Origin of the sequence: Bradyrhizobium sp. 139 (assembly GCF_023074175.1) — a bacterium.
Taxonomy (GTDB): domain Bacteria; phylum Pseudomonadota; class Alphaproteobacteria; order Rhizobiales; family Xanthobacteraceae; genus Bradyrhizobium.
Window position 1 is genome coordinate 23,587 of record NZ_JADPKS010000046.1, and the last position, 20,242, is coordinate 43,828.

Consider the following 20,242-nt stretch of genomic DNA (forward strand, 5'->3'; position numbering starts at 1 on the left):
GAACCGATTAAATAAATCTACTATTCCTATTTAATTCTCTTTTTTTACCGCCGTCAATTCAATGGGCATATACATTTAACATAATTGTACATGTCGGCTGCGTAGCGCTATTTCGAAGCGAAATGCGTTAGCCGAGTGACTTCGCTCAGATATTTGCCGTAGCCGCTCTTCTCCAACGGTTGCGCCAGCGCGATAAGTTGATCCCGATTGATGAAGCCGAGTCTGAAGGCAACCTCCTCGAGACAGGCAATCTTCATTCCCTGCCGCTTTTCGAGGGTCTGCACGAACGTCCCTGCATCGATGAGAGACTCGACCGTGCCGGTATCCAGCCAGGCAAACCCCCGCCCCATCCGCTCAACGTGCAGCGCGCTGGCCGAAAGGTAGCGCATCTGAAGATCGGTAATCTCGAGCTCTCCACGCGACGACGGCTCGACGCGACGAGCGTAGTGGACAACGCGATTATCGAAAAAATACAGCCCCGTAATTGCCCAGTTCGAAGCCGGCTGTCTGGGCTTCTCCTCGATCGATACCGGGCGGTCCGCCTCATCAAACGCGACGACGCCATATCGTTCTGGGTCCCGCACGTGATAGGCGAATATTGTTGCGCCTTGCTCACGTCCTGCCGCCCTGGCAAGCAGTTCGCTCAGGCCATCGCCGAAGAAGATATTGTCCCCAAGCACCATCGCCACACGATCGCTTCCGATGAAATCGGCACCAACAATGAAGGCGTCCGCGAGACCGGCCGGACGGGCTTGTTCCGCGTAGCTGAGACGAATGCCCCATTGGCTACCGTCCCCCAGCAACCGTTCGAACTGACACCGGTCTGAAGGCGTGGTGATAATCAGAATCTCGCGGATCCCTGCCAACATCAGCGTCGACAAGGGATAATAGATCATCGGCTTGTCATAAATCGGGAGCAACTGCTTGCTGACCACGTGCGTGATCGGATAGAGGCGCGTTCCGCTGCCGCCAGCCAGCACGATTCCCCTCAGCATCGGTTTCTCCTTCTCCGACTAGCCGGTCGAGACAGGCTTCAAGTGAATGGCGCCAAGGCGCCAATCGAATCCCGAACACGCGTTCGGCCTTAGATGAGTCCAGGCACGAGTTCCGTGGCCGACGCGCAGCGGTCGGAAACTCTTCAGTCGGGATGGCCTCAAGCGCCGGTATCCGCGCTCCACGACGGGAAAGCTCGTAGAAGATTGCCTGCGCAAAGCCGTGCCAGCTTGTCGCGCCTTGACCGGCGAGATGAAAGATACCGGCCGTGGCCCTCCGATCGTCCGTTACTGACCGTTCTGCGATTCGAAGGGCGGCCTCAGCTAGGTCGAATGCATAGGTCGGATTTCCATGTTGGTCCCGAACAACCCTTACGCTGGGCTGCGTCTCGCATAGCCGCATCATCGTTCGAACGAAGTTGCTGCCATAAGGGCTGTAAAGCCACGAGCATCTGATCACGGTCGCGAGCGGATGCGCGGCCAATACGGCAGCTTCGCCGGCAAGCTTCGACGCGCCGTAGACGTTCAACGGCGCGGGAATGTCGCTTTCGTCGTACGCATCCGGTTTCGCTCCGTCGAATACATAGTCGGTCGAGAGATGGATGAGTGGAATGTTCATCCGCCAAGCGACATTTGCTAGCGTCGCCGCGCCATCGCGGTTGATGCTGAACACCTTCGCTGCTTCAGATTCAGCTTGATCAACCGCGGTATAAGCGGCCGTATTGATGATTGCAGACGGCGCGATCGACGCGATGATCTTGTCAATCCCTTCGCGGTTCTCCAGATCGAGTTCTCGGCGCCCGAGAGCCACCGCAGGCAGACCCCGCATCGCAGCGAGTTCACGAAGACACTTTGCCAACTGACCATTCCGCCCGGCAATGAGGATGGGTCGATCTGTCATCTTCACCTCAATGTTGGGCGACGAGGAGACCCAGGCGCGAGCCGTCATAGACACCGCAGCGAGTACGCTCCCACCATGCACGGTTTTTGAGATACCATCCGACCGTTTCGGCCAATCCCTGTTCGAAGGTCCTCGTCGGTTCCCAGCCAAGTTCGCGATGTGCCTTTGACGCGTCGATTGCATAGCGCGCATCATGCCCCGGACGATCCGGCACGAAAGTAATGAGAGATCGTCTCGCTCCCCCGCCCAGGGATAACCGATCCACCACGTCACAAATCCGGGTGACCACCTCCAGGTTGGATCGCTGGCCATCTCCGCCGAAATTGTACTTCTCGCCCGGTCTTCCTTCGTACAGAAGTCTTATCAGGCCGGCGGCATGATCATCGACGTGAAGCCAGTCGCGAATATTTCTGCCGTCGCCATAGACCGGTAGCGGCTTCCGGTCGAGCGCATTGAGGATCGTCAGCGGGATGAGCTTTTCCGGGAACTGGTACGGCCCGTAATTGTTCGAACAATTCGATACGATGACCGGCAGACCGTAGGTTCGAAACCACGCGAGTGCGAGGTGGTCCGAGGCCGCCTTGCTGGCCGAATACGGCGAACTCGGCCTGTAGGGCGTGTCCTCGCGAAACAAGTCCTCCGACCCCAATGACCCATAGACTTCGTCTGTCGATACGTGGATGAAGCGGAACTGCTTCTGCCGCGGAAGCGGCAGCCGTTCGTAGTAGGTCCTGGCCGCCTCTAACAGCGTGTAGGTACCAACTATATTGGTGCTGACGAAAGCCTCGGGTCCGGTGATCGACCGGTCGACGTGGCTTTCGGCGGCAAGGTGTATGATCGCATCCGGCTCGTAGTCGGCGAACGCGAGATCCATAGCCTCGCGATCGCAGATGTCTGACTGCAGGAACGCATAAGACCCCAGCCCCTCAATGCTTGCCAGCGAAGTCAGGTCGGCTGCGTATGTCAACTTATCGATGTTGACCACCGCGACACCGGTCTGCAGCACCAAACGGCGACACACAGCAGAACCGATAAAGCCCGCTCCGCCGGTCACCAGAATACGCATTCTACTCATCTCCACTATTCAAAAACGCAAGCAAGCTGGCTGAGCGCAGGAAGGGTCTGGTCCTTTGGCGATATCTGAGCCTCCGACGGTGTGACTGGCCACTTGATCGCTAATGCGGGATCAGCCCAATAGACTCCGCCGTCATGACTTGGGGCGTAGACCTGGTCGACCTTGTACAAGACGACGGTGTTGGGCTGCAGGGTACAGAACCCATGCGCGAATCCCTTCGGAATGAACAGCTGCTCACCGCTTTCGCTATCCAACTGGATGGCGATGTGCTTGCCGAAGTTGGGCGACGAACGCCGGAGATCAACGGCAATATCGAGAATGGCCCCGTTCAATACCCGTATGAGCTTGGCCTGGGCGAAAGGCGGTCGCTGGAAATGCAAGCCGCGCACCGTGCCGATCCGATCCGAGCTGGACTGATTATCCTGAACGAAGTCATGGAGGATTCCCTTCTCAGCAAAAGCCGATCGCTGAAAGGTCTCACAGAAGTAGCCGCGGGCATCGGAAAACCGATCTGTTCGAATTACTTTGACATCAGGGATCGCCAAGGATCGCAGTTCCAGCATTGGGCACCCTCCTGCCGGCCCTCAATTTCCCCATCGGGGTTCGTTGCGACGGACCGTAAAATATCCGACGGAATTTAATTATCCACCCGCCGATCCGTCTCGAAACGCTCACATTATTCTCGATGCAAATACCGGCAAGACAGTAACCTCTGGAATGTCCTCCATTTTGCCAACGTCGGACCGAAAACGGCAGATCGGCCGTCATTTTCAATTTCATTTCAATTAATATATGATTTATTTAATTTGGCAAGCAGATTTTTATATGCATATAATCCCCCGCCGCCCGCACGCCTTCCCGAAACGTAGTCTGCGGCCGGGCGGCCCCAACGTGACCCACCGTCGGACAGGTACGTGATGCTCCAGAACAATCTTCGACACACGGATAGATTACGGCTGCCGGTGACCGGGCTAGCTCAACCCGTTCAGGCAGACGGCAGCGGAATCAACGACGTCATCAATTTCGGCATCGGGCTCCTGCGACGCCAATATCTCGTGATCCTTGTCACTGCTGGACTCGTAACTGCAGCCAGCCTGCTCTATCTCCGGTTGGCGTCTCCGACGTATACCGCGCAGGTTCAGATCCTGTTGGCCAATCCAAAGCCCCAATTTGTCCAGCAGCAATCACTTCTCGCCGAGCCGGCTTTCGATCTCAGTCAAATCGAGACCCAGCTTCAGCTCCTGAGATCAAAGGCCACTGCGGTTGCGGTCATCGACCAGTTGAAACTGGCGGACGATCCGGACTTCAATGGGTCAGGGCTGTCTCTACAGTCGCTCTGGGAGCGAATTCGGTCGTGGGCCTCGCCTGGGCCGAAGAAGGATAGCCCGCCCTATACGCAGACCGGACCGTCGGACGCACTCGTAGACGCATTTCTGAATCGGCTTTCGGCAGGGCGTGTCGGGTTCAGCAACGTCATTGAGATCAGCTTTAGTTCGAGCACCGCAACCCGAGCCGCGGAGATCGTCAACGCGGTAGCCAATACTTATGTTGCGGACCAGCTCAATGCAAAATTCGATGCCAATCGCAGGGGAACAAGCTGGCTGCAGGAGAGGCTGCGCGATCTTGGTGACCAAGCCCTCGCGGCACAACGTGCCGTCGACGTCTACAAGGCCCAGAACAATATCGTGTCCTCGGACGGAAAGCCCATCGACGAGCAGCAGATCACGGAACTCAACAGTCGATTGGGTGCCGCACGCGCCCAGATCTCCGAGGCCACGGCCAAGTTGGCTCGCTACGAAACTCTCCTTGCCTCCGATCCGACAAAGCCGTCCTCGATGGCCACTCTGGACGCTGTCGGGGCCGATGCGATGAACAGTCAAATCATTACGGGGCTGCGTCAGCAGTATCTAGAACTCACGAGGCGCGAGGCCGAGTTGTCGGCCAGGGTGGGGCGCGACCACCTGGCAGTCGTCAATATCCGGAACCGCGCGCGGGAATTTCGCGTCTCCATTTTCGACGAAGTCAAAAGACTTGCCGAAGTCAGCCGAAGCGAGTTTGAACTCGCCAAGCAGCGGCAGCAAGAAATTGAAAAGCAGCTGTCTGCGGCCGTTTCGCGGTCCCGTTCAGTCAATTCTGCTGAGCTGACTATCAGGGATTTGGAAAGCCGGGCAAAAGGCTTGCGTAGTCTGTATGAGACCTTCCTGCAGCGTTACATGGGCTCGGCCCAGCAGGAGACATTTTCCATCTCAGAAACGCGGGTACTTTTTCCCGCTTCGCCGCCACCGAGTAAGAGCAAGCCAAAGACAAGGCTGGTGCTGGCGCTCGGCATCCTCGGCGGTTTCGCGCTGGGCATCGGCTTGGCGCTCCTCAGAGACCTCATGGACCGCGTCTTTCGTACCTCTTCACAAGTGGAAACTGTGTTGGAATTGCCTTGCTTATCCTTGGTCCCATTGTTGCCGGCCCGCAAATCTCCGAAACCACCGGTTGGACTCCAGCAAACCCAGGATGATGTTCAGCAACGGATAGCTTCGTCTCCGACCGCAATTCATCGGACCGTGATCGGGATGCCGCTATCTCGATATACCGAGGCAATCCGTTCCATCAAGCTAGCCATCGACCACAATCCAGCGAAACTCTCCTCCCAGGTCATCGGCATTACCTCGGCCCTGCCGAATGAGGGGAAGACCACGATTGCAGCCTCGCTCGCGCAATTGATCGGACACACCGGCAAGAAAGCTATCATCGTCGATTGCGACCTCAGGAATCCCTCACTTTCTGCGATCTTTGCGCCCAAGGCTGTCAACGGAATCATCGAAGTTGCAAACGGCAGCCGATCCCTGGCGGACACAATTTGGCGAGATCCGACTACCAATCTTGCATTTCTACCCGCCGCACGGCGAGGACCTCTGCTTCACACCAGCGAAATTCTTTGCGCCGACGCGATAAGCAAACTGTTCGACCGCCTGCGAGCTGACTATGACTACGTCATCGTCGACCTTCCCCCACTGACCCCGTTGGTCGATGTCCGAGCCACTTCATCTCTAATAGACGGCTATATTCTAGTTGTTGAATGGGGCCGCACCAAAATTGATGTCGTCCAGCACGCACTGCACACCGCACCCAACGTTCACGAATTGCTGATTGGGACAGTTCTCAGCAAAACGGATACCAAGGCCATGGCTCGATACGACGGGCACCGGAGCTACTACTATCATGATAGCCACTACATCCGTTATGGTCTTTCCGGCTCCTGAGGCTGTCTCGTAGCGGTCTCCCCGTTCTCCGGCTGGCGGATCAGCGGAGTGGCCGCACCACAAGATGGTGTTTACATGATAATCCGGCTTGTCATGCTAGCCGAGCTAGTGGCGATTACCGCGGCGCTCGCAATACCGGAAAGCCTGCAAAGCTGGGTGTTGGCGTCGTCCATACTTGCAACAGCGGCACTCGTTGTAGCGATCTTTCCATCATCCAGCTCCCTCGGGCTCGCCAGGCTGCTCCGGCCTGGTCTGGTCGTTGTACTCGCGGCTCCCGCGCTCTGGATGGCGCTACAGGCAGTGCCGATGCCCGTGGACACACTCGGCAATCCGATCTGGGCGACTGCTTCGGCGGCCTTGAACGAGCCTCTCGCCGAAAAAATCACGGTCGATACTGGGGCAACTGTGTTCTCGCTCGCGCAGTATTGCGCTGTGCTCGCCGCCGCCCTCATCACTGCAGTCATCACGCTTGACCGATATCGCGCGGCGCAAGTCCTGCACATTCTACTGTCGATAACCACTATTGCGACAGCCATGTGGTTCGGCAAGGAAGCAACCGTTATCGCCGGACCCGATGGCTCAACCGTCGCAGTGCTCGGCGTCTTGCTGTCCTGCGCGACGGCAATACGCGCAGTCGATCAATTACGGCGGCACAGTCGGCCAGGAAAAATTGCGCCAGCCCCGCTCCCTGCTCTGTCCGCCGCGATCATCGCAATGATTGTCTGTTTGGGCGCGCTGCTCATTCGGACCAACTCCACCGCCGTTGTTGCCGCCCTCCTTGGATCAGGAATCTTGCTCTCGGTGTTCGCTATTCGCAGGTGGTTCTTGGGCGTGTGGGGTACCGCTGGCGTTTTCGCAACCGCCGCAGTATTTTTTATTGCCAGCGTAACGGTCATTCCGTTCAGGACGAACACCGATCTGACGATCGCCTTGTCAACGAGCAGCCAGATCGCGACAGAACGGATGCTACAGGACGTCAGGCCGGCGGGATCCGGTGCCGGCGCTTCGACGGTGCTTTTGCCTCTCTATCGGGACATTGGAATTGGCGCCCCGCGAGAAAGGCCAACGGCTGCCGCCACAATTGTTATAGACATGGGGTGGGCCTTCCTTTGCGGCCTCGTAGTGATAGCAATGCTCGGCGCTTGTATTCTGATCAGGCGCTCTCTGTCACGAGCTTACGATTATGTGTACCCAGCCTTGGGCGCCGGCGCTGCGATTGCACTACCGATACTAGCCTTCGCCGATCATGGAATTCTGGGTTTGGGCGCATCGCTTTTGGTCGCTGCGCTTTTTGGGCTAGCGTTCGGTCAAAGCGTCTCCGGCGCGAGCCGGGAGATCGTATCCTTGGAATCGACAGAGGCTTCGGACTGGATGGCCGGTCCAGTTCCGGCGTCTCGTCCAAGGCTCGCGTCAGCCTTTGTCGCCGTTTGGCCACGCGTTGCCATGATGGTGCTTGGAATAGCGCTGATCATACAAACGATATGGATGGTCCTCCCCGGGTGGTATCTCGGAGGTAAGTCTTCTCTGTCGGCAGTTGTTTCGGCAGCAGCAGTATGGCCGAACGATATCTCGAAACCAGTTTCAGTTGCGGCATGGCGTGAAGACTTTTGGATCCGAGGGGGATCACCATCTCGCGGCGATCCGGCTCTCGCCGCGGACGAGCAAAAGACGGCACTTCCAGCAGCGTTTACCCGGTCATTGCGCTCATCGCCGCTTCGCGGCGACATTTGGCTCATGCTCGCGGCGGCGTCGAAGCAGAATTCGACCCAGACGGCAGCCATGCTCAAGATGTCGTACTATACTGCGCCGAACGACTTGGATCTGCTTCCGTTAAGGCTATCCGTCGCGCTCGCTACAGATGCTGTGGTACGGGAGCTTGAATTTCGCGACTTGATCAAGCGGGACGTCAGCCTCGTCGCTACGCGTCGACCTGCTATCAGACCAGCGCTTGTGGCCGCGTACCGGTCAGCCTCAGCCGAGGGGAAGATCTATCTCGAGGGCCTAATTTCGGAGTTGGATCCGAACTATCTCGACGATATGCGCGCGCGGCATCCTCGACAGGGTTCTCGATAAAGTCCTTTGGCCCCGTGACGGCGAATTGCGTACAATCTCACTTCCGCGGCACAGCCCTCAGTGAATGGAACCACGGCCTCCAGACCTGATAGTGGAACCCATCCGACTGCGTTGCGAGTTCCAGCGCCCGGAACGGAATTTGGGTCGCCGACCAAGGACTCCGGGACAAGGAATGGCGCGCGTAGTCCCCAAGCGATTTCATTTAATGAACAGGCGATCGAGGATCCGCCGAATCCGGAGGTAACGGGTAGCGCACGGCGCATTTAAATGGCACGAACCGCGATTTTCCACTTGATAGATTCAATCTGTTAATAATAAATTAAATAGTAAATCTCGGGGGTATCCCGACAATGAATTTCGTGAACCGACATTTCCCAGATCGGGATGAGACGGATCGTGTCAGTCCCGCGCCGGCAGTATCGCGCCAGCACAAATGGCCCATCCGCTATGACTCGATCGAATACGTGGCGCTGTGTGCGGATATCGCGACCATTCTGTTTGCGAGCCTCGTTTCTACGTTGCTGTACCAAGCTCAAAACGGGCACGCCGCAGGCGACTTGAGTAACGCACTTGGCTTGGCGCTCGTCAGCGCAGCCTGTCTCGTTTGCCTGTTGAAGACCCGCGGCCTGTATCGGCCAATTGAGCTCCTCGTCTTCCGAAATCAGATTCGGGCGGTCTGTTTGGCGTGGACATCATTGTTCCTCCTGATTTGGGCCGTGTCCGGCTTTGCAATTCGTCCGGGCTCTTTTCAAGAAGCAGGCCCACTCTTCGCCGTCTTCGGCCTAGGCCTGCTAATGGCCGAGCGGTGGGGAGTCAGGGCGCTTCTCGGAAGGGGCCTGAGCGGCAGAAAATTCGCCAGCACAAATATTGTTCTGATCAGCGATCAACCGCTATCGAGAGACGCCGGGCTATCTGAAACGTTGGCAATGCACGGCTATTGCGTCAAGGGACGGTTCAGCCTGCCTCCGGTTGGATTCGGTCCGGCCTGTCGAAGGCGGCTCACCGCCCGCGTGATAGACTGCATTCGCAGTTCCCAGTTCGACCAAGTGGTGGTGGAAACGAACCCGGAACGATGGCACGAACTTCGGGCCTTCGTTGCAGATTTACGGGTATTGCCGCTCCCGATCATGTTCGTGCCGGTCGGCACAACATCCGAATTACTTCGATATCCGACGCGGAGTCTTGGAAGTGCCGTTTGCGTAGAACTCCAGCGCGGTCCCCTTAAGCCGCTCGAATGCGCGACCAAGCGAATGATTGATCTTGTCGGCGCGGGACTCGCCTTGACGATATTGGCACCGCTGCTTGCGCTGGCCGCAGTCGCGATCAAGCTGGATTCTGCCGGCCCTATATTCTTTCGCCAGCAACGTTGCGGATTTAACGGCCGAATCTTCTTGATCCGCAAATTCCGGACGATGCATGTGCTCGAGGATGGTCCCGTGATCCTTCAGGCCAACCCCGTCGACCGACGCGTCACCCGCGTCGGCAAATGGCTGCGTCGGACCAGTTTCGATGAACTGCCACAGCTGCTAAATATTCTCGATGGCAGCATGTCACTGGTGGGTCCGCGTCCTCATGCCCTGGCTCACGACGGAGAGTTTGACAAGCTCGTGCGGAACTACGCCCTCCGCCGCAGGGTCAGGCCAGGATTGACCGGATGGGCTCAAGTCCACGGCTGCCGCGGCCCAACCCCCACAGCCGTCACGATCGAAACACGTGTGCAATATGATCTCTGGTACATCGACAATTGGAGCCTTCGGCTGGATCTCGCAATCCTGCTGCGAACTCCCATCGAAGTGCTGCGGGGGCGCAACGCCTATTAGGCGGACAACCATCCCGCCGATCAGGTCACGCCCGCCGGCGAAGCTTCGGACTTGCATCCCCTATGCGAAACTCCTCAATCCTCCGGCCAGACTTCATGGCAGCAACCAGCCACCGCGGCCGCTTGCCACGCCCCGACCAGGTCTCGGACGTCTGAGGGTTCCGGTATTTCGGCAGCACCCGCGGATATTTGCGTCTGGCTTTGGCAGCCGGAGACGCACCCGACCCGCTCGAGTCCGCCAAAACAGCCATCCCGCCCCCGAGAACCGCCAGGCGCTTCTCCAATTCGCGCTTTTCCGCCTTGATTCGATCCGATAAAATCCCGCTGATCTCCTCATGAAGCGACCAGAGATCATCAAGGGACATTGATTCTAATTCGAGTTTCTTAGTTGACATGCTCGCACCGTGTGGTTGTGCCCATCTAATATTGCCCCAATTGACATTAATCAAGACGGTGAATTCGATTTACCCAAGAAAATGTATGGAACCGAACCAAAGTTCGCGTTTCAGATAACTGCGTCGCAGCCGCTAATCAAGCCGGAAAACCAAGCTATCCGCATAATTTAATGGTGGGAGGGGATAATACGCTCCAGGCGCAGCCGCGGAACCGTTCAAGCGCCCCGGCGCGAAGGGATGCATCAAACGGGCCGCAAGAGCAATCTGCAACGCCGCAGTCTCAACGAATACCGTTGGCGCGTGGGGTTGCTATTCCTTGTTCTGGGCAGCCCTATTACTGCGCGGCCTTCGGATTGCCGTAAACGGGAGCGAATAACCTCGATATCCCTCAGCGCACGTCGTCTGAGCTCGATTTGGGCCGTCAGAGCCTGAATGTCCGACAATGCAGCCGAGGGAACGATAAACCGGCTGATCGAATCTTGAAGACGCCCGAGAGGATACTCGATCAAGATTATCTCTCCTCTTTCGCACCTGCAGCAAATTCTGATCTGCCCGGGCCAATTTAATAAAATAATTCTCGCAATAATAATTAAATTATATATTATATATTTATTGTCGCGTCAATTTGAAGTACTGGCTTTGGTCCATCGTTCATTCGCCGCTCGGGCAACGATACTCGAAATGTGAGGATGACAGATGGATCACGCGTCAGTCGAACGGTGGCGAGAATGCTATGCGTCGGCAAGATCTCGAAGCCATGGACTTTGAGGAACTTTGGCTCCTCCACGAGGAGCTGACAAAGATACTTGCCGAAAAAATCACAGCCGAGAAGCGGGAACTCGAAAAACGTCTCGCGCAACTCAACCAGCCGGATCAATTCGGTGGCGCTGAAAGCGGGGCCGAGACAGGAACAGGCCAGCCGCCGCGCCGCAAATACCCGAAGGTCGTGCCGAAATACTCCAATCCACTCCAGCCGACAGAGACTTGGTCGGGACGTGGGAAGCAGCCTCGCTGGCTGGTTGCCGCGCTCCAGTCAGGGCACACGCTGGAAGAGTTCAGGATTCGCGAGAACGGTGAAACCTCCGATCGAAATGCTGGTGGTCAGGGGCATTCCTAGCCCTGCGGAACTGCACAAGTTCTACCATCTCTTGGAAGGATCGATGTGGCCGTTGCCGCCGCTAAACCTTTCCCGCACGAACGGCAGTCGTCGCCCTCAGCAGAAACTCTAAGGTGCTCGCTTTCGGCACAGACCACAATCCACGTCGGTGCGCGCTGGTTTTCGTCAAGACAATGGTCTCCTCCCTGCGGTAGTTTCTGAGGTCCAGAACCGTCAGCGCGAGGAGAGGCACCCGTGTGACGGGAAAGCGCGCTTGCATCAATTGACGAATGAACTGCAGACGCGGAATCAGTCGGGAGCGCAGCTGGTGCGGGATCTCGACTCTAAGCAGCTCAGCGAGAGCGAACAGTTGACTTTCGACTGCGTTCTTCATCAATCCGCCCGAGACACAAGAGGTAAGCTCATTCCAATCGATGCCCCCGCCGGAATCGTTCAGATCTCGCAATTCAAGAAGATGTCGCAGATCGAGGTCGCCGAGCCAATAACCAAAGTCTTGAAACTGATCGTGGATGATCAACATAAGCGCTCGGTAGGTAGGCGTGGGTATATAAGCCTTCCCCCGCCCCAACTGTATGGGAAGGCAATTGTTCAGGGCATATCCAGGACCACGGCAGAGGTGCGTCGGGCCTAAAGCGGCGCGCTGCAGATCGATCATTCCCACATCCTGCGACCGCATCAGCTCGACGTACCATCTCTGGCTTTCGGGAGGCGTCCGCTCATGAATTTGATAGCCAATTGCGCGAAGAGCAGCGACTGCTCGCTCAGCTTCGTCGGGCATAACCATAATATCGAGATCAGACATCAGCCGAATTCCTCGCCGCTCATCAGGCGCGGTCACCAGCGTTGCTGCCCCCTTGAGCAACACCGGCGTAATTCCCTGGCCGTTCATCGCAACGACAGCCTCTTCCAATTGACCGGCCAACCGATCGTTGCGCAGCACGTTTCGGCGATAGATCTGGCGGATATACGCGCAGACGTCCTCCGGCAACACCGATGCAAATTGCTCGACGAAGTCAATAAGCGCCGGCGTCGTCAACGTCTGGTTTGCAAGCCCGATTACGGAGGTCCACTCCACATCGACAGGCGGCAAGCCTCGCAAGCATTTGCAGAGGCTCGTCAGTGCCGCACTATGCCTTGCCATTGCATAAGTCCATCAGCAGCCCCCGAGCCTCCGCCGACTCGCAATAGGTAAGTTGAAACGATCGCGCGCCTGCAACAATCCGCTTCAAAGCGAAAAATCCGGCCTGCGACATTCTCCCGTCGGCGGCAAATGCGCTCTCAATGAGCCGCTTCATTGAATCAAGCTGATCCAGCGCGGTCAGCTCGACGGAGCCGCTTGCAACCCGGTTCAAAAAGATGATCCAACTGGCGGAAAGGCAGCCGTTGTGCGCGTCCGGAATTGGCAAATACCGCACCTGAGCGCCGTCGGACCGGCAATGCGTCACGTCTTTCCAATCGCCATATAGCCGCGACAGCAATTCCCATGACCCCTCCTTGAGAGTGAGAGCAAATGGAATTCCGCAAATGGTTCCGTCAGGCCCAATCAGCGCGACATCATCGCCGGCGTACTGAAATCCAGCGTCCACCAGCTGCAGTGTAAGGGTCGACTTTCCGGCTCCCGGTTGGCCGCACAGCAGCAAGCCCATACCGCACGTCGCAAGAGAAGCGGCATGGAACGCGAAGACCCAGCGATCGCTTCGGATAAGTCGCTCGGTGATGTGAGCTTTGATTGTGGGTGCCAAGGCTCCGGCTTCACATCTATGGATGCTCGCGTCATTCCCGCGGAAGAATACCTGATCATCCAGCACCATTGCCTCGATCGCCATATCGTCTTCGCCGCCGCTGTAGTCTGGAACACAAAATAGCGAGATCAACTGTTGCAAAAGGTTCGAATTTGCAGCCCGGACACTGATCTTGCGCCGACCTAGAACCGCCGAGAAGGTACAGTTGGCCGGCATTCGCCAGTCGAGGTCGAGCAACCCTCGATCAATCCAGATATTCATGGCCTGACGCGTGAACTGGCGCGCTGCGTGCTCGTCAATGCCTTGCTGGCCGAGCTCCTGATGCACGCATTCCAAAGAAGCGCCTTGTGCCAACTTGCACCAAATGAATGCCCCCACCTGGTCCAGTTCATAGATCTTCTGCGTTGCCTCGCTGAAAAGCACTGATCGACCGTCCAGCAGCGCAAAGGCTGCACTGACGGCCGGTTTCAACACCATCTCTACCGATGATTTTTCCAGCACGGCTCCAACCAAAACGAACGATTTCTGTCTCGCCACTGTGCCGACGCGGCGGCGACAACATCCCGCGGTGCATTGTTCGCGGCGCCATCAAACGAACTGCAGTCGACGAGGAAATTCAGCCTGACCGCCGTCCAGCAAGTCCACATTCGGCGCGGGTGCACATCACCCGACTGTGCTTCATCTCGAAATCACAACCCAGTCACGCCGCCAGCTGACTACCCTCGCCCGCTCTAGGTGGAGAAATATTCAACACTTTTTCTTCAAGAAAGCTCGCCCGCGCGATCAACCGGTGAGCGTCCAGCAAATACCGGTAAACTTCGCGATCAGCACTCCGCTCTCTTAGAACGCGCTCCTTCTCGCCGATGCTTACTAATTCCGCGCGCATTTGGGCCAGCTGTTGCGCAACCGAGGTAGAGCCATGCTTCTTGTGACTTAATTCCCACATCGTCTCCTCCAGCCAAAAATTTGAAAAAATAGCTTACGTCATTGGCAGTAATTAACAACGGTATTTATGTCTTTACCATATAATCAAAATTTATTTCACATTTGAACCCGAACGCGATCATTCAATACCAAGGACGCGCCCTGTGTCGAAACGATAACCAATGAAGGGGACGGCGTCGTTGAACCGCCGCGACGGGCTTGGCATCTTTCAACGGTATTGCCCACCCGCACGCATGACAGCACGAAAATAAAATTCGACAAGAGTCGCAAATCAGACCGACAGCGCAGAATTTAATTTGCACATTGAATTGTGGCAGGGAAATAATTCAGTAGTTGACGAGAGTGGAGTGAAGCCAGTGATTGAGTTGGCCGATTTGCCCGCCATGGGCGGCATGTTCGTTTTCGTCGCGAGCGGCACAGAGCGCACAAAAGCCGCATCCGTTCAGATAGGCCGGCTTTTAGTGGCGCCCCAAACACCTTCGAGGGCGGCCGCATAATCAATACCCACGAGCTGCCGAGCCAAACACCGGCAGCATCCAAGGAATCGCTCGAGCAGCGATCCGACCGGTTGGAGAAGCGCCGTCACGAGCAAGCCGCCCTTTGCTCGAACAAACGACCCCAGTGCGCGATGCCCCCCAGTAACCCGCACTGAAGATGACGCACTCCAACCGGCCGGTCCTCTTCGCTTTAATAACGAATAATTCTTGAGGGAGGCTCACATGGGTATGATCATGATCAAATGCCCGCAAACTGGTCGCGTGATTCCCACCGGTATTAAGTCCGACCGAGAGGCTTTCCTGCGGAGCATTGTATTTTATGGCAATACTCATTGCCCGGTCTGTCGGGCCAATCACAACTGGTTTGCTCGCGAGGCCTGGATCGAGGAGCCGGTCGTTCGGCCCGTGGAGATATTCGATGCCGCGCCGTGCTGATGCGTACGTGGTTCGGCATAGACGCGAAGCTGAACTGAGTGGCATCACACGACTTCGGGCGGACGGCCTCATGTGGCGCCACGCTTGCCGAGTTGACCTGGAGCGGCGTTGCCGCCGACATGCACCGGCTCAATTGCGAGCCGGGCTTCAGAGAGGTCTTGACTATAGATGCGCTCAATCCTCGCCTGCGTCGTGTCGCGGCACTCATCCAAGTTCTTCTTTTGAGGGCGGCATTTCTGTCATGACTGACTGAAGGGATGTTCGAAAATATTTCGGCGTATCGTCGTAAAGCGAACTGACGACCTGATGATCAGTCGTCTAGACGTCACATCGGCAGGTCGTCACAAACTCGAGCTTTCGGTCGTTATCCAGCAAGGACCTGTTTGGGGGGTAATGTAGTGAGTAGTGTGGTTTGCAGCCGCTTGGCCGTTCTGCGTCACACGGCGATTGAGCTCGTCAGCCTGTTTGCTCAATTGCAGAGGCTTCGCGAGAAAGTGCGGAGGGCGGAAGCGCGAAGCTCCGGAGAAAGACGGAGATCAGAGTTGGCGTCGCGGATGCAAAGGCCGCGATCTAGGACGAGTTGCCGCATGCGGATCCAAACGTAGCGAGGGCGCGGGTGCAATTTTCAGCGGACTCGAACGATCGGTTTCAAAGATCGACGTTTGATCCTCCGATCACACTTTGACAAAGCCTCAACTCAACTCGGTCGCGCCCCAACAGGTTACCCGCGCTCAGGACGGCCGGAGCCTTCTTTAGCGAGACTTGCCTGTCGTTTCGGCGAAGAACGTAAGCCACCGTTGCGCGACAAAGCCTGGGACTTCGTCGGGGCAGCCAATGCCCTGTCTCAAGCGCGACGGCGCCACGCACGCCGTCGGCGACTTCCCTGGTCCTATCGGTTTCCTTCTGCCCATTACCTTTTTCACCGGGCAGCGCGAGGACCGGCAGGTGAAGTTTGTGGTTCAAGAACTCCTCGAAGCGCTGCTCGTCCTTAGGATGCGCCCGGGTAACGCGAACTATCTGGGTCCCGATTTGACACGGATGGTCCAAACACCCCAATAGACAGTGAACGGCCGGTTCAAATTGGACGTGCCGTCGGATCAAGCCGCCGAGTGCCGGCGTGGTGCTCGCGGATCTCTTCATCAAGCGGAAGGGCAAGATCGACGTTGCCGAACTCTATCGGTCGCCGGAAGCCAGCGCCTATGGCGACATCAACCGGGCCGGCATCCAGTTCCGAAGGGACTGCGATCATGGGCAACATTACTTTCAGCGGCCCGTGGACGGCCGCACGGCAAAGCGCCCGCAGTTTAGTGAAACACGACATACTAAATATTGCAAGTTGCGGATGGAGCTTAAATCTCGCGGGCGTTGCACCCCGACGCCAATCGCGCCGCAACATTCAAAATGAGACTGCTCGTCAAGCCACAAGATGCACGCACACGTGCACGGCATCCGACTTCGGCTAGCCTTCATTCAAGAGCCGAGAGCCTTTCGAGGGCCACGGGGCGCCGCGAAACTTCAGCCGGACAGAACTCGGCTACACAGGGAGGAGAACAATGTCGAAATGCAGTGTGGGACTGATCGCGCTGAGCAGCCTTTTCCTTTCGGGCGCCGCAATCGCCCAGGAAAAGATCAAGGTGGGCGTCACCGCAACGCTGGAAGGCACCTATACGGTGCTCGGCGAGGACGGCATGCGCGGCCACCTGACGGCGCTGAATGTGCTTGGCAAAAAGGTCGGCGACAAGGAGCTCGAATTCATAGTTGCTTCGACCGACGCGACGCCGGATTCCGCGGTGCGTGCCGTACGCAAGCTGATCGAGCAGGATAAGGTGCAGATCCTGTTGTCGCCGCTGTCGGGTGACGAGGGCATCGCGGTCAAGAACTTCGCCAAGACCCATCCCGAACTGACGTTCATCAATGCGGCATCCGGCGCGCAGGAAACCACTTATGTCGATCCTGCCCCAAACTTCTTCCGCTATAACATGGATGGAGCGCAGTGGCAGGTGGGCCTCGGCAGATACGCCTATGACACCAAGGGGTATCGCAAGATCGCAACCGTCGGCGAGGACTATTCCTTCATCTACACGCAAGTGTTTGGGCTCGTACTCGAATTCTGCGGCGCCGGGGGCCAGATCACCAATCGCCAATGGGTGCCGCTCGGCACGAAGGATTTTGCTTCCGTCATCGCCGCGCTGCCCGATGATGTCGATGCCATCTATCTCGGCCTCGGCGGCGCCGACGCCGTGAACTTCCTGAACCAATACCAGCAGGCCGGCGGCAAGGCGCATTTGATGGGTGGTTCCATCATGATCGACCAGACCATTCTGTCCTCAAAGGGCAACGCCAAGAACGCGCTGGTCGGCACCATCGCGGCGAGCGGCCAAGCCGACACCTGGGACGATCCGAACTGGCAGAAATTCGTGAAGGCGTATCAAGACGCGTTTCCGCCCAACAAGCGCTTCCCGAGCCCGTCGCTTCTTGCGACCAACTATTACGGCTCCACCATGGCGCTGATCCTCGCTATGCGCGAGGTCAATGGCGATCTCTCCAACAACCAGGCCAAGTTCAAGGAGGCGCTGGCTAAAATTGAGATCGACGCTCCGAATGGCAAGATCAAGCTCGACGCCAACCGCCAGGCAATTGGCACTAACTTCGTCACTGAAGTCGTTGATGACGGCAAGGGCGCGCTGTTCAGCAAGGTCGTGAAGGTGATGCCGAACGTAAACCAGACACTCGGCTATGATCCAGCGGTGTTCGCCAAGATCGGACTGCCGAGCCGCACGGTTCCGGAATGTAAGAAATACTGACGCATTCACGGTCGCGCGTTTCGCAACCGGGGAGCGACTTGCGGACGCTCTCCACTCTTGCAATCTCTTCCCGGTTGTTGAACGCTGACCGAAAAGACAAGAACATTCGGGAGGGAAGGCATGAGCCGGGCGCTCGCCGTCTTTCACGGCCGGTTCGGTCGGGCGACGGTCTATCAGTTGAACCGCCCTTTCAACGTGCACGCACATCGCGAAGGTCATCTGATCTTCCATGTCGGCGGCCTCTCCGCATGCATCGACGTCTCTGAGGGGCACTACGATCTGACAGAAAGCTCCATCGTTGCCGTCAATCCCTGGGAGCCTCACAACTTCCTGCCGTCCGATCTCGACGGAGGCGCGATCTTCTTCGTGCTCTACGTCAATCCCGAGTGGTTCGCGCCGGATGCGCCTGGCGCTGACCGCCTGCGTTTCGGCCGCACCCAGTTCAAGCGCACGATCGCCCTTGACAAGCACATCAGACGAACCGCAGCGCTTGTGTGCGGCGCACCGTCACTCTCCAGCCTCGATGCCGAGCTGCGGCGGCTGATCGATATCTGCTACGACGAAAGCTGGCAGCAGGCCGGGATCGCACGCGACGCGCGCGCGACGGGCGCCGTCACCGATTTCCGCGTGCGCAAATGCATCAAGCTGATGTCGGAAAGTCCGGGTGCCGAAATGGAGCTCGACACCATCGCGCGCGAATCCGGCCTGTCGCGACCGCATTTCTACCGGTTATTCCGCACCCAGACCGGCGTCACGCCGCATCTCTATCTCAATACGCTGATGATGGAACAGGCGCTGGAAGCCCTTGTCGCCAGCGAAGCACCGATCGCCGACATCGGTTTCGACCTCGGCTTCTCCTCGCAAAGCGGCTTCACACGCTTCTTCGCCGCCAATGTCGGGATGGCGCCAACCGATTACCGCCGCGCCGCCAAGGTTTTGCGGGCCTGATCGCGCGAAAAGATACTGACGGTCAAATGCACCAACCACGCTCTCGCTAGGATGTGGAGCGGCGATGCCGGAAGAGCATCGTCAAGTCCTGGGAGGACGCACGTTCATGCCGAGGTACGCAGCCTGCACGGGGCTGTCCGATCCGCATTCGAAGAATGACGTAGAGCAGGGCCGCTGCCGGCTGATTGCTCATCCTTGCCCCCTGCGAGGCGAGGCGAGGACGGAGCGACTATCGTGACGCGCTTCGTCGAACGCCATCCGGCCCGGGCGCTCATCGTGATCATCGCTATCGCGCTTGCGCTTTGGTTAATCTTCGCGGTGTGGCCGCCCGGCCTTGAAGACGCGATCGGCCGCAAGCGCGTCTTCCTCAATGCCGTGTTCAACGGCATCACGCTCGGCGGGCTCTACTTCCTGGTTGCAAGCGGGTTCACGCTGATCTTCGGATTGATGCGCAACGTCAACCTCGCGCACGGTTCGCTCTATCTGTTCGGCGGCTATGTCGGCTATGCCATCAGCGCTTCCACCGGATCGTGGATCCTCAGCTTCATCATCGCGTTCATCCTGACCGCCCTGGTCGGCGTCCTGCTTCAGGTCGTCGTGTTCCGTCGCATGGAGGGTCAGGACCTGCGCCAGACGATGGTCACGATCGGGCTCTCGATCGTGTTTGCCGATCTCATGCTGTGGGCCTGCGGCGCCGACTTCTACCAGATTCAGACCCCGAACTGGCTGATCGGCCCGATCGAGCTGCCGCTGATCACCGCTATCAAATCCTCCGGCGAGCCAGTGTATCTGCGCTATCCGCTGGTGCGGCTCGTGATCTTCGCTGCCTCCGTCGTGATCGGCGTCGCGATGTGGCTCGCGCTCAACCGAACGCGAATGGGCATGATCATCCGCGCCGGCGTCGATGACCGCGACATCCTTGCTGCGACCGGTGTACGCATCCAGGTCGTGTTCGTCCTCGTCTTTGCACTCGGCGCTGGGCTGGCCGGCATCGCGGGCGTGGTCGGCGGAACCTTCCAGTCGCTCTCGCCCGGCGAGGACATTCGCTTCCTGCTCGCATCGCTCGTCGTGGTGATCGTCGGCGGCATGGGCTCGATCCCGGGTGCGGCGCTGGGTGCGCTCATCATTGGCCTCGCCGAGCAGCTCGGCTCGGTCTACATCCCGACCTATGCGATTGTCGTGACGTTCCTGATCATGGTGCTGGTGCTGGCGGTGCGCCCGCAGGGCCTGCTGGCGAGGCGCTGA

At 57.8% G+C, this 20,242-nt stretch carries 17 protein-coding genes; 9 read left to right on the forward strand and 8 right to left on the reverse strand.

The window, feature by feature from the left end:
• Positions 1-107: 107 nt before the first annotated feature.
• From rfbA to rfbC, 4 genes are read right to left on the reverse strand one after another with little or no spacing between them, the layout of a single operon-like run.
• Positions 108-995 carry a glucose-1-phosphate thymidylyltransferase RfbA gene (gene rfbA, locus IVA80_RS11920; protein ID WP_247429531.1) on the reverse strand — a complete coding sequence of 296 codons (888 nt, stop codon included), beginning with the start codon at positions 993-995 and terminating at the stop codon, positions 108-110.
• Positions 904-1,893, reverse strand: a complete 990-nt coding sequence (gene rfbD / locus IVA80_RS11925; protein ID WP_247429533.1) for a dTDP-4-dehydrorhamnose reductase — start codon at positions 1,891-1,893, stop codon at positions 904-906. The genes rfbA and rfbD overlap by 92 nt, the downstream gene beginning before the upstream one ends.
• A gap of 7 nt (positions 1,894-1,900) precedes the next feature.
• Positions 1,901-2,959, reverse strand: coding sequence for a dTDP-glucose 4,6-dehydratase (rfbB, locus tag IVA80_RS11930; RefSeq protein ID WP_247429536.1), 1,059 nt, complete (start codon positions 2,957-2,959; stop codon positions 1,901-1,903).
• A gap of 14 nt (positions 2,960-2,973) precedes the next feature.
• Entirely contained in the window at positions 2,974-3,531 is a 558-nt protein-coding gene (gene rfbC, locus IVA80_RS11935) for a dTDP-4-dehydrorhamnose 3,5-epimerase (protein WP_247429538.1), read from the reverse strand.
• Positions 3,532-3,885: 354 nt separating this feature from the next.
• On the opposite strand from rfbC, the gene IVA80_RS11940 reads away from it, so the two are divergent.
• From IVA80_RS11940 to IVA80_RS11950, 3 genes are all read left to right on the forward strand, one after another.
• Entirely contained in the window at positions 3,886-6,222 is a 2,337-nt protein-coding gene (locus tag IVA80_RS11940) for an AAA family ATPase (RefSeq protein WP_247429540.1), read from the forward strand.
• A gap of 48 nt (positions 6,223-6,270) precedes the next feature.
• On the forward strand, positions 6,271-8,295 hold the full coding sequence (locus IVA80_RS11945; protein WP_247429543.1) for a hypothetical protein: 2,025 nt from the start codon (positions 6,271-6,273) through the stop codon (positions 8,293-8,295).
• 350 nt (positions 8,296-8,645) lie between these two features.
• On the forward strand, positions 8,646-10,115 hold the full coding sequence (locus tag IVA80_RS11950; RefSeq protein WP_247429545.1) for an exopolysaccharide biosynthesis polyprenyl glycosylphosphotransferase: 1,470 nt from the start codon (positions 8,646-8,648) through the stop codon (positions 10,113-10,115).
• A 25-nt stretch (positions 10,116-10,140) separates the two neighbouring features.
• Here the strand turns inward: IVA80_RS11950 and IVA80_RS11955 are convergent, their stop codons facing one another.
• On the reverse strand, positions 10,141-10,509 hold the full coding sequence (locus IVA80_RS11955) for an H-NS histone family protein (protein ID WP_247429547.1): 369 nt from the start codon (positions 10,507-10,509) through the stop codon (positions 10,141-10,143).
• Positions 10,510-11,242: 733 nt separating this feature from the next.
• Between IVA80_RS11955 and IVA80_RS11960 the strand changes: the two genes are divergently transcribed.
• A complete protein-coding gene (locus tag IVA80_RS11960; RefSeq protein ID WP_247429549.1) occupies positions 11,243-11,626 on the forward strand; it encodes an H-NS histone family protein in 384 nt (127 codons plus the stop codon).
• A 61-nt stretch (positions 11,627-11,687) separates the two neighbouring features.
• On the opposite strand, the gene IVA80_RS11965 is transcribed toward IVA80_RS11960, so the two are convergent.
• The 3 genes from IVA80_RS11965 to IVA80_RS11975 form a co-directional block, all read right to left on the reverse strand.
• Positions 11,688-12,716, reverse strand: coding sequence for a nucleotidyltransferase family protein (locus IVA80_RS11965; protein ID WP_247429551.1), 1,029 nt, complete (start codon positions 12,714-12,716; stop codon positions 11,688-11,690).
• Between the two features lie 37 nt (positions 12,717-12,753).
• The gene (locus IVA80_RS11970; protein WP_247429553.1) at positions 12,754-13,869 is read right to left on the reverse strand and encodes a serine/threonine protein kinase; all 1,116 of its coding nucleotides are present in this window, start codon (positions 13,867-13,869) and stop codon (positions 12,754-12,756) included.
• Positions 13,870-14,068: 199 nt separating this feature from the next.
• A complete protein-coding gene (locus IVA80_RS11975) occupies positions 14,069-14,314 on the reverse strand; it encodes a hypothetical protein (RefSeq protein ID WP_247429555.1) in 246 nt (81 codons plus the stop codon).
• 718 nt (positions 14,315-15,032) lie between these two features.
• Between IVA80_RS11975 and IVA80_RS11980 the strand changes: the two genes are divergently transcribed.
• The 5 genes from IVA80_RS11980 to IVA80_RS12000 all read left to right on the forward strand — a co-directional run bounded on the left by IVA80_RS11980 (position 15,033) and on the right by IVA80_RS12000 (position 20,242).
• Positions 15,033-15,245 carry a hypothetical protein gene (locus tag IVA80_RS11980; protein ID WP_247429557.1) on the forward strand — a complete coding sequence of 71 codons (213 nt, stop codon included), beginning with the start codon at positions 15,033-15,035 and terminating at the stop codon, positions 15,243-15,245.
• Between the two features lie 1,117 nt (positions 15,246-16,362).
• Complete coding sequence (locus IVA80_RS11985) at positions 16,363-16,650, forward strand: hypothetical protein (RefSeq protein WP_247429559.1); 288 nt, start codon at positions 16,363-16,365, stop codon at positions 16,648-16,650.
• A 148-nt stretch (positions 16,651-16,798) separates the two neighbouring features.
• Positions 16,799-18,049 (forward strand): ABC transporter substrate-binding protein, encoded by a 1,251-nt coding sequence (locus IVA80_RS11990; protein WP_247429561.1) that lies wholly within the window; start codon positions 16,799-16,801, stop codon positions 18,047-18,049.
• A gap of 120 nt (positions 18,050-18,169) precedes the next feature.
• Entirely contained in the window at positions 18,170-18,997 is an 828-nt protein-coding gene (locus tag IVA80_RS11995; protein WP_247429563.1) for an AraC family transcriptional regulator, read from the forward strand.
• A 234-nt stretch (positions 18,998-19,231) separates the two neighbouring features.
• Positions 19,232-20,242, forward strand: coding sequence for a branched-chain amino acid ABC transporter permease (locus IVA80_RS12000; protein ID WP_247429565.1), 1,011 nt, complete (start codon positions 19,232-19,234; stop codon positions 20,240-20,242).